The organism is Vermiculatibacterium agrestimuris (assembly GCF_943193085.1).
In the GTDB taxonomy this organism is placed as follows: Bacteria; Bacillota; Clostridia; order Oscillospirales; family Oscillospiraceae; genus Vermiculatibacterium; species Vermiculatibacterium agrestimuris.
Genome location: NZ_CALPCU010000010.1, coordinates 39,040 through 51,795, shown reverse-complemented (window position 1 = coordinate 51,795; position 12,756 = coordinate 39,040). Strand labels below are relative to the sequence as shown.

12 protein-coding genes are annotated in these 12,756 nt (G+C 62.1%); 5 read left to right on the top strand and 7 right to left on the bottom strand.

Annotation, left to right across the window (positions count from 1 at the left end; genetic code table 11):
• Window positions 1-6: 6 nt before the first annotated feature.
• Window positions 7-882 carry an enoyl-CoA hydratase-related protein gene (locus tag NFR87_RS05090; protein ID WP_251447261.1) on the top strand — a complete coding sequence of 292 codons (876 nt, stop codon included), beginning with the start codon at window positions 7-9 and terminating at the stop codon, window positions 880-882.
• Window positions 883-969: 87 nt separating this feature from the next.
• Here NFR87_RS05090 and NFR87_RS05085 read toward each other — a convergent pair whose 3' ends face one another.
• Window positions 970-2,469, bottom strand: coding sequence for an oligosaccharide flippase family protein (locus NFR87_RS05085; RefSeq protein ID WP_251447311.1), 1,500 nt, complete (start codon window positions 2,467-2,469; stop codon window positions 970-972).
• A 137-nt stretch (window positions 2,470-2,606) separates the two neighbouring features.
• Here NFR87_RS05085 and NFR87_RS05080 point away from each other — a divergent pair, with 137 nt between their 5' ends.
• Both NFR87_RS05080 and NFR87_RS05075 read left to right on the top strand, forming a co-directional pair.
• A complete protein-coding gene (locus NFR87_RS05080; protein ID WP_251447259.1) occupies window positions 2,607-3,314 on the top strand; it encodes a DUF554 domain-containing protein in 708 nt (235 codons plus the stop codon).
• Window positions 3,315-3,644: 330 nt separating this feature from the next.
• A complete protein-coding gene (locus NFR87_RS05075; protein WP_251447308.1) occupies window positions 3,645-3,890 on the top strand; it encodes a winged helix-turn-helix transcriptional regulator in 246 nt (81 codons plus the stop codon).
• A gap of 150 nt (window positions 3,891-4,040) precedes the next feature.
• Here the strand turns inward: NFR87_RS05075 and NFR87_RS05070 are convergent, their stop codons facing one another.
• Both NFR87_RS05070 and NFR87_RS05065 read right to left on the bottom strand, forming a co-directional pair.
• Window positions 4,041-4,544, bottom strand: a complete 504-nt coding sequence (locus tag NFR87_RS05070; RefSeq protein WP_251447257.1) for a flavodoxin family protein — start codon at window positions 4,542-4,544, stop codon at window positions 4,041-4,043.
• A 107-nt stretch (window positions 4,545-4,651) separates the two neighbouring features.
• Entirely contained in the window at window positions 4,652-5,728 is a 1,077-nt protein-coding gene (locus tag NFR87_RS05065) for a P-loop domain-containing protein (RefSeq protein WP_251447255.1), read from the bottom strand.
• Window positions 5,729-5,944: 216 nt separating this feature from the next.
• On the opposite strand from NFR87_RS05065, the gene NFR87_RS05060 reads away from it, so the two are divergent.
• Entirely contained in the window at window positions 5,945-7,426 is a 1,482-nt protein-coding gene (locus NFR87_RS05060) for a monomeric [FeFe] hydrogenase (protein WP_251447253.1), read from the top strand.
• Between the two features lie 71 nt (window positions 7,427-7,497).
• On the opposite strand, the gene NFR87_RS05055 is transcribed toward NFR87_RS05060, so the two are convergent.
• The 3 genes from NFR87_RS05055 to NFR87_RS05045 form a co-directional block, all read right to left on the bottom strand.
• Window positions 7,498-7,710 carry a hypothetical protein gene (locus NFR87_RS05055; protein ID WP_251447251.1) on the bottom strand — a complete coding sequence of 71 codons (213 nt, stop codon included), beginning with the start codon at window positions 7,708-7,710 and terminating at the stop codon, window positions 7,498-7,500.
• A gap of 32 nt (window positions 7,711-7,742) precedes the next feature.
• On the bottom strand, window positions 7,743-8,936 hold the full coding sequence (locus tag NFR87_RS05050) for a nucleoside recognition domain-containing protein (protein WP_251447249.1): 1,194 nt from the start codon (window positions 8,934-8,936) through the stop codon (window positions 7,743-7,745).
• 64 nt (window positions 8,937-9,000) lie between these two features.
• The gene (locus NFR87_RS05045; protein ID WP_251447247.1) at window positions 9,001-9,591 is read right to left on the bottom strand and encodes a TetR/AcrR family transcriptional regulator; all 591 of its coding nucleotides are present in this window, start codon (window positions 9,589-9,591) and stop codon (window positions 9,001-9,003) included.
• A gap of 120 nt (window positions 9,592-9,711) precedes the next feature.
• Between NFR87_RS05045 and NFR87_RS05040 the strand changes: the two genes are divergently transcribed.
• Window positions 9,712-10,581 carry a DegV family protein gene (locus tag NFR87_RS05040; protein WP_251447244.1) on the top strand — a complete coding sequence of 290 codons (870 nt, stop codon included), beginning with the start codon at window positions 9,712-9,714 and terminating at the stop codon, window positions 10,579-10,581.
• 126 nt (window positions 10,582-10,707) lie between these two features.
• On the opposite strand, the gene NFR87_RS05035 is transcribed toward NFR87_RS05040, so the two are convergent.
• Entirely contained in the window at window positions 10,708-12,756 is a 2,049-nt protein-coding gene (locus NFR87_RS05035) for a sensor histidine kinase (protein ID WP_251447242.1), read from the bottom strand.

Genomic DNA, 12,756 nt, shown 5'->3' with positions numbered 1-12,756 from the left:
TCTCGTATGGATTTTGAGCTTATCAAGTATGAGGTGAGGGAGCGCATCGCCACCATCACTCTGAACCGGCCCGACAATATGAATTCCTACAACAACCAGATGTGCGGGGAGATCAACAGAGCGCTGGATCTGGCGGATCTTGACGACGAAGTCCGGGTCGTCATCTTCACCGGGGCCGAGGGCTGTAAAAAGCCCACCTACTGCGCCGGCTTCGACCTCACTATCAAGGATCCCTTCGACTTTTCCAAGGAGGGGCCCTGCAACGCCCGGGACACCGGCGGCACCAACGCGCTGCGCATCTTTGAGATGCGCAAGCCCGTGATTGGCGCCATCAACGGCTCCGCCGTGGGCATCGGCATCACCATGACCCTGCCCATGGATATCCGGATCTTCTCCGACCAGGCCAAGATCGGCTTTGTGTTCGCCCGGCGCGGGTTTATGAACGAGGCCTGCTCCAGCTGGTTTTTGCCGAAGATCGTGGGACTGAGCAAGGCTGTGGAGCTGGTCATGACGGGCAGGATCATCACCGCGCAGGAGGCGCTGTGCATCGGCCTGGCAAGCGAGGTAGTCCCCCAGGAGCAGGTGTACGCGCGGGCCTGGGAGGTGGCCTGTGAGATCCGGGACAATACCGCGCCGGTGTCCATCGCCCTGTGCAGGCAGATGCTCTACCAGTGTGCTGGGGAGCGCCACCCCATGACGGCCCACAAGCTGGAGTCGTCCTGCTTCTACTATGTGGCAAACGCCGCTGACGCCCAGGAGGGGGCGCTGGCCTTCATGGAGAAGCGCTCGCCCCAGTTCACCATGAGCCCCGTTACCGATATGCCGGAGGTATATCCCTGGTTCCCCAAGGTGGAGTTTCCCAAGAATATTCAGCATTGCTGAGGCGCGCGGCGCCGCAGAAAAAGCATAGGGGCGGTCATCTGGCACAGATGACCGCCCCTTTTTATGCTGCGGGCCGAATGGGAGACCTCACAGGGAGGAGAAGGCCCCTTGAGCGGTCATGGCGCAGTAGTAGAGGACGCCCCCGAAGACCAGGCAGACCAGGCAGCCAGTTCCCGGGCCCATGCCGACTCCCTCCAAAATGGGGTAGAGAAGGCGCACGCACAGCGACGAGAGCAGGGCGGACAGCCCCGGAGCCACCAGCCACCGAAACAGCTGGGGGCGAAGGGAGACGGCCCTGGAGAGCGCGCGCCAGTTGAGCCACAGGCCCAGTATCGTGCTGAGAAGGAGGGCCTCCACATAGCCCCGCAGGCCCACCTCCGGTACTCCCATGCGCTGCCAGGTGAGGAAGAGCTGGACGGCTCCGCAGATCAGGCCGTTGCGGGCGGTGACGGTTTGTTTGCCCAGGCCGTTGAGACATACCGCCAGGACGGTCTCGAAGGAGCTCAGTACCACGGCCAGCGCCAGGGGAGCGGCGAAGGCCCCGGCGGTGGATTCCCGGAAGAGAAGGCGGGCCAGGGGCGGGGAGAGCACTGCCAAGAGGGCGCAGGCGGGGAGAATGAGGAAGGCGGTGACGGTGAGGGCCTTGGAGATCCGGCGGCGGAGCAGGACTTGATCGCCTATGGCGGCGGCCTGGGCCAGCTTGGGCAGGAGCACCAGAGCCATGGCGGAGATGAAGGCGGTGGGGAGGTTCAGCAGGGGCAGAGTCATACCGCACAGCACCCCGAAGGCGCTCATGGCGGCGGAGACATTCTGCCCGGAGTGCACCAGCCGCTGGGGGATGAGCACCGCCGTCCAGGCGCCCATCAGATTGCCCAGCAGGGCGGTGCAGCCGATGGGCAGGGCGATGCCCCAGACCCGTCGGCGGAGAATGGCGCGCTTCGCGCCCTTTCCCGCCGGGGCGCGGCCCAGGGCCTTGCGGTAGAGAAGGGTGAGGGTGAGGGCGGAAAAGATCTCACACAGGATCATGCCGCAGACGATGAGTCCCACGGTGCGCTCCGGGTTCTGGGGCAGAAACCGCCACAGAAGGCCCAGCACCGCCCCGGAGCGAATGAGCTGCTCGCAGATCTCCGTAAAGGCCGGCCCCCGGACGGCCCCCGCGCCGTAGAAAAAGTGCTTGTGGATGTTCTCCAATCCTGTTAAAAGCACGCAGGGCAGAAGCAGCAAAAGGCCCAGCCGGGCCCGGGCGTCCCCCAGCAGGTAGACCGAGATGGCGTCGGACAGGGGGGCGGCCAGAGCGGCGACCACCAGAAAGGCCGTCAGAAACCCCAGAACACATTGGCGCACCACCTGTCCCGCCCCCCGGCGGTCGCCGGTGGCCAGGTACCGGGCGGACAGGTTGGAGCAGGCGGCGGTGAAGCCCACGGCGGTGAGGGAGAGCAGCACGGAAAAGGCCGGCATCACCAGCTGGTAGAGGCCCATCACCTCGGAGCCCACCAGCCGGGACAGGAGTACCCGATAGACAAAGCCCACGGCCTGGCTGAAAAAGCTGACGGCGGTGAGCAGGACGGTGCTGGACAATGCGGACATGGCTTTCACGGATGAGCCCCCTTCCTGTGCTACAAGCCTATTCCGCAGGCAAGTCCCACATGCCGCGGACAGGTTTTGACAAAGCGGGGGAAAGCGTGTAAAATAATACCGGTTTAGAAAATTGGGAGATGGTTTGTTTGATCGCCGTTTTTATCAATGTGGTGCTGGTGCTGGCGGGCTCTATTCTGGGCCTGCTGCTGAAAAACCGCTTTTCTCAGCGGCTGGGAGACGCGGTGGTGAAGTGTCTGGCTCTGTGCACGTTCGGCATCGGCGCAAGCTCCCTGCTGGGCACCCAAAACACCCTGTGCGTGATCGTCTGCATGGCCCTGGGCACCCTGCTGGGGGAGTGGATCGACATTGAAAAGCGGCTGGACGGGGCGGGAGAGGCCCTGAAGAAAAGGCTGATAAAGGACGGCAGCAGCGGCTTCGTAGAGGGCTTTGTCACCGCCACCATCCTCTACTGCGTAGGGGCGATGGCCATCAACGGTTCCATCGAGGCGGGACTGAACCACAGCTACGGTGTGCTGATCTCCAAGTCGGTGCTGGACGGGATCAGCTCCATCACTTTCGCTGCGGCCATGGGTGTGGGTGTGACGTTTTCCACCATCCCCATCTTCGTCTACGAGGGGGCGCTGGTGCTTTTGGCCGGCGCGGTGGGCCCCTACCTGGGGGAGGCGGTGGTCACCGAGATGAGCGCCGTCGGCGGCGCCATCATTGTGGGTATCGCCATCAATATGATGGGCCTTTCCGAGAGCAAATTTCGGGTGGGCAATATGCTCCCGGCCATCTTCCTGCCCATCCTCTACCTCCCGCTGTCCCAATGGCTGGGGAGCTTGATGGCTTGAGAAAAGAGAGGCCCCCATCCGTAAAGCAGCTCCCGTAAGAAAGTTAACGCCCGCTGAGAAGCGTTTGCTTTTCAGCGGGCGTGTCACGTTTATTTCTTCAGAGCCAAGCCATCTTTGAATGCCTCTCCAACACGTTCGGTTACTCTATGTAAGTGGCAACCATCAGAACGGGCATCGGGAAAATACCTTCCGTGATATCCAGTTTTGTCCTCATCGTAATTACCTCACTTTGACGATTGAATTGACAGGATCGACGATCCTGTGTATCATTATATCGGCTTGTGTAAATAATTCAAGCACTGTCATTTTAGACAGGTACTATCTGAAAGGATAGTTAACTATGATAAAAAATTTATTGAGAATGCAAATTTTGAGGATACCGGGTTCAGCTACACGATATCCCTCATATCCGACAAGACCCTCAGCACAAACTTAAAAGAGCTGGAATCGAACCGGCTGATCGTAAGAACGGAGTATCCGCAGACCCCGCCAAAGGTGGAATACAGCCTCAGTGATCGGGGGAGGTCCCTGATGACCGTTTTGGATCAATTGTGCCTCTGGGGGGGAAAAGAATAGACCGGTCTGATGGCGGATATTCTATTCCCACGGCATTTGCCCCGGCGGGGCATACAGCATAAAAAGGGCAAGGCAAACCATTGCGGTCTGCCTTGCCCTTCACTTCTTTGCGCCGCTCCACCCCGAGGGGTGGGGGGCTTTTCTGCTTTCTCAGTCAAAGAGCTCCGCCGCTTTTTCCGCCATACGCTGCCCGTAGAGGCGAAAGAGGTCGTCGAAGGCCATGAGAGCCTCTGTATCTCCGGCCCCGGCAATGGCTACAGGGCCCAGGTGGATCACCGGCTTGCCCCTGCTCCCGCCGCCGGAGTAGGTCAGCATCCCCATGGTCAGCATATGGTTCAAAATGGCCTGGATCACCAGCTCTCCGCCGCCGTGAATATACTGGGCGGTAGCGAAGGCTCCGCCCAGCTTTCCGGGCAGGCCCAGCCGTCCCATCTCCTTTTCCATCCACAGGTGCAGCCCGGCGCTGGTGTCGGCCACATAGGTGGGGCAGCCCACCACGATGCACCGGCTCTCCCCGGCGAAGTCCGCGTCCACGGCGTCGATGGAGAAAGCGCGGGCCTCTATGCCGGGAACGGACTTCATCCCTTCAGCGATGACCTGGGCCATCCGGGCGGTGTTGCCGGAGACAGAGTGGTAAATGACAGACAGTTTCATAGCGGTGTGCTCCTTCTTATGTAGTGGGGAGGACAAGGTCCCCGATCTCTGCTTTTAAGCTATCACAGACCGGAGCCATTGTAAAGCCCCAAATGGGGAGCGGCCGGTCAATCCAGCGTCAGCAGCTCTTGGGTGATCTCCTCCGCCTGCTGGTATACCCCCTCAAAGTCCACATGGGGATTGTAGAAGGACTCCAGCTGATCGTGGACGGCCTTGGCCTGGGCCAGGGCGTCGGTGGCCTCGCCAAGGAGGGCGGCGTACACCTTCCGGGAGAACTTCAGCCGGGCCTTGTACTTTTTGAGCAGCTCGGCGTCGGCCATGGCGTCCAGCCGAACCCGGCGGTAGGGCCGGCCGGGATACTCCAGCCCCGGGGCGCTGGTGAGGAAGGCCAGGCTCAGCTCCGGAATGAGCAGATGCTCGGCCCGGTCAGGGAAGAGGGGAGAGGGGCAGAGGATCACATCATAGCCCGCGGACATGGCGCCGGCGGCCAGCGCGGTGAGCATCCCGGCGGCCAGGCCATAGCTGTCCTTGAGCTCGTAGACCTTGCGGCACAGGATATCCGCCGTGTCAAACCGGCAGGAGACCCCCTGGCAGGAGATGGCCCCCAGGAACCGCTGTACCGCCTTGCCCGGGGCGCGGCCGGTCTTCTTCACCTCCCGGGACAGGATGCCCCTGGCCCGCTTTAGGGCCTTGGCCTCCAGGGCGGGAGTGGTGAGAAGGGCGCGGTTGTCCTCAAAGAGCTGGGCCGCCGCGGTGAGACAGCGGTAGGCCCGCTTGTAGTGCTCCTTATAGCCGTCGGTGGCCCCTTCGATCTCGGGGCGCAGAGGGGCCAGGGCGGCGTGGTCGTAGAACCGGCCAAGGTTTACATAACTTTCAACCACGCCGGGCAGATGGGGCTCGATGACGTGGGGGGCGGTGGCGTCCACGATGGCGGCGCCCAGGTCGGGGAAGATGACCGCGTCCAGGGAGTCGGGATCCCCGGAACAGACTATGTACTCCGTCCGACGCCCCGCCTCCTCCAGCTTGGCGGCCACCCGGCGCATGAGGGAGGATTTGCCGCAGCCGGCTCCGCCCTTCAGGAGGAAGACCCGCCGGGCTTTTTCCGGCTCCAGCATCTGATCATATAGGGAATAAAACCCCGAGGGTGTGTTAGCCCCCAGGAAAAAAGTGACCTTCGGTTCCATAAAAGACCCTCCGTTCTAAAGATTGGCTCACTTCAAGCTATGCGAAGGAGGGGGCGGGGGTGAAGGGATGGGCTCTTGTATGACTTTCACAAAAGCAGGCGTGGAAGAAAATAAAAAAACGAGAAATTATTGTCGTTGACACAGGCGGCGGCACATAGTAGAATGAGGTAGTTTGTGAAAAAGGAAACGAGCTTCTTGGAAGAAGGAGAGAAGGATATGCGGGAGTTTGAGACTTCGGTACAGGAATTGAAGGATCAGGTGCTTACCTCGGTGGCCGAGCTGGCCTGGGAGGATCGCCTGGCCACCGGTATTCTGGACGTGCCCGAGCGGATCATCCCCGGCCCCGAGGCCCGGATGCGCTGCTGTATCTATAAGGAGCGGGCGGTGGTGTCCAACCGCCTGAAGCTGGCCATGGGCGGGGACACCGCCAACCCCGCCATGGTGGAGGTCATGGAGGTGGCCTGCGACGAGTGCCCCGTGACCCAGATCGAGGTAGGCCCTGCCTGCCGGGGGTGTATTGCCACCCGGTGTCTCCACGCCTGTCCCAAGGACGCCATCAGCCTGGAGACCCACGGCCATCACCGCAAGGCGGTCATCGACCATACCAAGTGCATCACCTGCGGCAAGTGCGTTGCCGCCTGTCCTTACGGCGCCATCGAAAAGCGCCAGCGCCCCTGTGAGCGGGGCTGTGTGGCCGGTGCCATCACCATGGGGGAGGACAAGAAGGCGGCCATCGACGTGAACAAGTGTGTGGCCTGCGGCGCGTGTACCTATCAGTGTCCCTTTGGCGCCATTATGGATAAATCCTATATCGTGGACGTGGTGCAGATGCTCCGGGGCGCGGCCCGGTGGGACTTCCGGGTCTACGCTGTGCTGGCCCCCTCCATCGCGGGCCAGTTCGCTCCCGCCACCCTGGGCCAGCTGGTGACAGGGCTCAAAATGGTGGGCTTCCACGACGTGGCCGAGGTGGCCCTGGGCGCCGATATGACCGCCGAGGCGGAGAGCGTGGAGCTGCTGGAGAAGGGCAAGCTGCTCTCCTCCTGCTGCCCCGCCTTTGTGGACTACGTGGAGAAGAACTTCCCCGACCTGGCCCCCATGATCTCCCATACCCCGTCTCCCATGGTGATGATCGGCAAGCGCATCAAGGAGCGGGATCCCCGGGCCAGAGTGGTCTTCATCGGCCCCTGCGTGGCCAAGAAGCGGGAGTTCCAGATGGGCAAGACCATGGGCACCATCGACTGCGCCATCACCTTTGAGGAGCTCTATCCCCTGTTCCAGTCCAAGGGCATCGACCCCACCATTTTGGAGGAGACGGCCCTGGACGAGGCCAGCGGCTTTGGCCGCTCCTTCGCCCACTCCGGCGGCGTGGCCGCGGCGGTGGAGCAGGCCATGAAGGAGCACGGGGTCACCGAAAAGCAGTTCAAGCTCAACGCCGTGTCCTGCAGCGGACTTGCCCAGTGCAAGATCGAGCTGCTGAAGATGGCCAAGGGTATCGGGGATGTGAACTTCATCGAGGGCATGGCCTGTGAGGGCGGCTGCGTCCAGGGCCCCGGTATCCTGGTACGGTCTCCCAGGAACCAGGCCGACGTGCAGAAGCACGCCAAGGAGGCGGGAGAGCGCACCATCGCCCAGGCGCTGGCCGGCCCGGAGGAGGAGAAGCCCGAGCCCAAGAAGACCGCCGCCAGGGCGAAGAAGTAAAAAACGCGAAAAAGCCCCGGCAGGGCCTTCCCTGCCGGGGCTTTTTATATCGTTTCTTACGGTGGGAGCCGTCAGTCCAGCCGGAAGTCCTCGTCCTTGAGCTTGCTGGTATCCAGACTGGCGGGCTTGGGCGGCACCCGGCGGAAGGGGTCGTAGCGGAAGGCGCCGCAGCGATCCCCCGGGGAGACCACGCCCTTCTTGGAGCAGAGGATGCGGCCTTCCTCCAGAGTGGCGCCCCTGGCGCAGTACGCGCAGCGGGGCTCGATCTTTTTGTGGAACAGCATGGGCCTCTCCTCCCGGTCGATTACTGTCCCTATCATAACATACTTTTTCGCCGATTGCCACAGGTTTTTCTCCCCTTTTGGATCCCCAGGGCCGCCAGGAGGAAAAAGCCCAAAAACACCAGCCAGGCCGCGGCGGTGGAGATGGCCAGGGCGGTGTGGAAGTCGGTGCCCGCAATGCAGTCCACCTGCTCCGCCAGATAGGCCGACACGCTCTCCTCAAGGGGGAAAAGGCGGAAAAGCAGAGTGGTGAGGGCGGCGGAGAAGAGGCCGTGAAGGAGCTTGCCTCCCAGGTAGGTGCGCACGTTGAGGCCGCTCTCCCCCAGGAAGGAGAGCACCTGGCAGTGGACGGAGACGCCCGCCCAGCCCAGCAGGAAGGCGGCCATGGCCGCCTTCCCCTCCAGGGAGCCGCTGCCGGTGAGGGAGGCCACCCCGGAGGAGAGCTCCAGCGCCCCGGTGAGGAGCCTTCCGGCCCACTCCTGGTGAAAGCCCAGGGGAGCGAAGAGCCGGCCCAGAAGCTCTGCCAGGGCGGGCAGAAGCCCGGAGAGGAAGCACAGGCGGATGATAACGGTGAAGCAGACCACAAAGGCGCAGATGTTGAGGGTGGAGGTCACCGAGCCCTTCACCGCGTCGGTAAAGGCCACGGAGAAGCGGCGGGCGGCAATGGGGGGCGAGGGCCGCTGGCTCCGGCTGTCCTTGTCCTGCCAATGGTAGAAGCGGAAGAGGAACCCCACGCACACCGAGGCGGCGGCGTGGACGAGGCACAAAAGCACCCCCACCCGGCTGTCGGCGAAGATCCCGGCCCCCACCACGCCTAAGATGAAGGCGGGGCCGGAGTTGTTGCAGAAGGAGAGCAGCCGCTCACACTCAGTCTTGGTACACGTTCCGCTTTCGTAGAGGGTAAGGGCCGCCCGGGCGCCCACCGGATACCCCCCCACAAAGCCCAGGGCCAAGGCGGCGGCGCATGCGCCTCCCACATGGAAAAGGGGCCGCATGACAGGCTCCAAAAGCCGGCCCAGGTAGCTTGCCAATCCCAGGGAGATCACCAGAGAGGTGAGGATAAAGAAGGGGAAAAGGGAGGGGATGATGACATTGTAGCAAAGTCCCAGCCCATCCTGGACGGCGGCGCTGATCTCCTTGGGCCAGCAGATCAGGGCGATGGCGCAGCATAGCAGCCCGGCGCCCCAAAGACCGTCCCGAAGGGCCTGTTTTCGCAAAATATGGCTCAAAATAGATCACCCCCGCCGAACAGCATATTCGGCGGGGGTAAAGAGTATGAGAAAAGTGAGGCTCTCAGCTGCCAAAGGCTCCCTCGAACAGCTGGTAGTCCTGCTGGAGCCGGCCCCAGAGGGAGTAGTCTCCCCGGTGGAGGATCCAGTCGATCACCACGCCCCGGAAATGGCGGAAGAAAAAGTCCGCCGTCCACTCCGGGCTGTGGCTGGGGGAGAGGACGCCCTCCCTGGCCAGGGCCTCCAAGCACTCCCCCATGGCCCGAAGGGTATACCGCTGGGGGGACATGGAGGCGGCGGCGGAGTCGGCCAGGCGGCGGCCGTAGTAGAGGGCCAGAGTCTCCCAGCCCAGCTCCTCCATATACTCGGCGTAGAGCCGCAGCAGGGTCTCCAGCCGCTCCAGGGGAGGGCGGCCCTCCATGCTGGCCAGAGCCTCCTCCAAATAGGCGTCCAGAGAGTTGAAGCCCTGGTTCAAAAGCGCCTCCTTGGACTCAAAATGATGGTAGAAGGCCCCAGTGGTGACGCCGGCGGCCTGGCAGATGTCCCGAACGGTGACTCTGGCGAAGCCGACCTGCCGGGAGAGGGCCACGGCGGCGTCCAGAATGGCTCTGCGGGTATGCTGGGCCTGGGCCTGACGGCGGGCTTGATAATCCATGGAAAGTCCCTCCTTGACAGATGGGGAAAAGGTACGTATAATACTCACATAACAATGTTACTTTACGTTGTGTATTATACGGGAGACGGGGCGCGCCTGTCAACCGATGGAGGAATTTTCTTGAGCATAAATCCTGAAAAAATCGCTTTTTTGGTGGATTCCTGCGCCGAGATGGAGCCCCGGCACCGCAAGGGTGTGCCCGTCTATGTGGTGCCTCTGCGCATCGGCTGTGCCGACGGCAGCTTCAACGATGGGGAGGATATTTTTGCCAAGGATATCTATCGGCGCCTGGAGCGGGGAGAGCTGCCCAAGACCTCCCTGCCCGATATGATCCGGGTGGCGGAGACTCTGGACCGCATCAAGGCCGACGGCTACGAGCGGGTCATCGCCCTGCCCCTGTCCTCCGGCCTGTCCGGCACCCACAACATGATCCGCCTTCAGTGCGAGGAGCACAAGGACTTGACCACGGTGGTTTTTGACACCTGCAGCGGAGCCATTCCGTTGGGGGGGATCGTCCTACAGCTCTGGGAGGACATCCAGGAGGGGATGAGCTGGGAGGAGCTGGTGGAGCAGCGCGCGCCCCATCTGCTGAAAAACAACTTCCCCTTCTTCTCGGTGGATACCCTGGAATACCTGCAGAAGGGGGGGCGCATCGGCAAGATCACCGCCCTGGCGGGCACCTTACTCAGCATCAAGCCCATCATTACCTTCGCCCCCGACGGCCAGCTGGTGAACGTGGCCAAGGTGCGGGGCCGCAAGCAGGTGCAGGGAAAGCTCATCGAGTTGGTCAAGGAGCATGTGGGCGATCATCGGGACTTCAATCTTCTGGTGGCCAACGGCGGGGCCGAGGAGGAGATGAAGCAGCTGAAGAAGGATCTGATGGCCGCCATCCCCGGCTGCCGCCACATCTGGGACTCCCACATCGACGCCACCCTGAGCGTGTATATTGGCAGCGGCGTGCTGGGGGCCTGCATCCAGCTGTTGGATTAACAGAATTATGGAAACTAAAAGGAGCCTTCCCACACAGGGAAGGCTCCTTTGCTTTTTAGGGGTTCAGAAGAAATTATCCAAAGGATCCACGGACAGAGAATAGAATTATGTTAACTAAATGTCCCTTCATTTTATCACGGGGAAGCTGACCACCGCTTTGAACAGGTCGCCGTCCACCTCCAGCCGGAACAGGCCCCCCTGAAGCTCGGTGAGGCTCCGGGCGATGGAGAGCCCCAGGCCGCTGCCCTCGGTGGTGCGGCTCTCGTCCCCCCGGACGAACCGCTCCATGAGCTGCTCGGCAGGGACGTTGAGCTGGCTGGCGGAGACATTTTTCAGGGAGAGGATCATGTTGCCGTCCCACTGCTTCAAATCGAGATAGACCCGGGTCCCCGGCATGGCGTACTTGACGCAGTTACCCATGAGATTGTCCAGGATCCGCCAGAAATGACGGCCGTCGGCCCAGACGTAGACCTCCTCCTCGGTGAGGGTGGGGATCACTGTCAACTGGGCGGCGGTGAATTTCTCGCTGTACTCCCCCAGGGCCTGAGTCACCAGCTGGACCACCCCCAGCCGCTCCTTGTTTACCGTCAGGGCTCCCGTGGAGGCCTTGCTGGCCTCCACCAGATCCTCTGTGAGCTTTTTCAGCCGCTGGCTCTTCCGATCCAGCACCTCGATATATTCCCGGGCCTTCTCCTCCTGAATGTCCTCCTTCTTCAGCAGATCCACATAGTTGATGATGGAGGTCAGGGGGGTCTTCAGGTCGTGGGAGACATTGGTGATGAGCTCCGCCTTCATCCGCTCGGAGCGCAGCCGCTCGTCCACGGCGGTGTTGATGGCGCTGCCCAGGTCGTTGAGCTGTCCGGCGTGCTCCTTCAGATCCCTGCAGATATAGCGGTCCATCCCGCTGGTGTCGATGACGGTCTCCGGACTGCCGCCCACAATGGCCTGGGTACCGGCGCGAATGTTCCGCCACTGCTCGCTCCACTTGCAAAGGCCGAAGAGCACCGCACCCTGATAGAAGGGGATGAGCACCACGGTGAGGCTGGTGAGGAGAGTGCCGATGAGATAGAGGAGGAAGCCCACAATGACCCGCTGGGTCAGGTTCCAGTTCCCGAAGGTAGTTCCCCACCAGCGGCCCAGGCCCCGGAAGCCCCGGCCTATCCAGCATAGGCACCTCCAGGTGACGGTGTTGCGCAGCAGGGTGTGGGTCTTGATCCGGGTGGCGGTTGACATAAGTCCAGCCTCGGTGAGGGCGAAGCCCCCTGTCAGGGAGACCACGCCCAGCATCACCATGGCATAGAAGGAGGGGTCGCCGTAGTGGAAGAGATATCCCTCGCCAACCAGGTTGCCACCCAGGGCGAAGCACAGTACCGCCCCCCAGCCTACGGCCAGGAGGTAGAGGCCGTAGGGGATCTTGTCCGTCCAGTTGAGGGTGAAGCTCTCCGCACCCCGCCGCCGTCCCGCGCAGCACAGCAGCAGGACGGTGCCGGCGAGAGCGGTAAGGATCAGGGCGGCAGTCCAGTAGAGGAACCGGATGTCCCCCTTGACCAGGGTGTTTTTCAGCTCCCGGAACTCGTCCGGGGCGGCGTAGCGCTCGTCTATGCCGTACTCCAGCGCGTACTGGAAGGTCTCTCCATCCTGATAGAGATATGTCTCGTTGCCGGGAACCTGGGCCAGAACGGTGCCGTTGTCACTGAAGAAGATGGTAAAGTTCTGCTCCTCGTTATATTCCCGGTAGTTGTAGTAGATCCGGGAGGGGGTCATGGTACGCACATTTCGGTAAAGATTCTCGTAGGGGACATGCTCCAGGCTGTCCTCACCGGAGGAACTGAGGAGGATCTCCCCGGTGGCGTTGTCCCGGATGATATAACGAAAATTGGTCTTGGCGGGGCTGAAGGTGTCCAGCCACTCCTGGTAATACTGCTCCTCCAGGTAGCCCAGGGCCTGGCCCCGCCGCTTGGAGTCATAGTCGTCCAAAATCTCCATCAGGTGGCTGTACCGCGCGTTCATGGCCTGGTTCCAGGCCAAGGAGTAGGTGTAGTCGCCGCCCTCAAAAAAACTGTCCCAGTATAACCCGCAGTAAAGGCACCCGAAAGTGGCCCCCACGGCGCAGGCCACGGTGAGCAGCAGGGCGGCGGCCTTTACCAGGGCGTAGGAGCGAAAATCCTGTTTCAT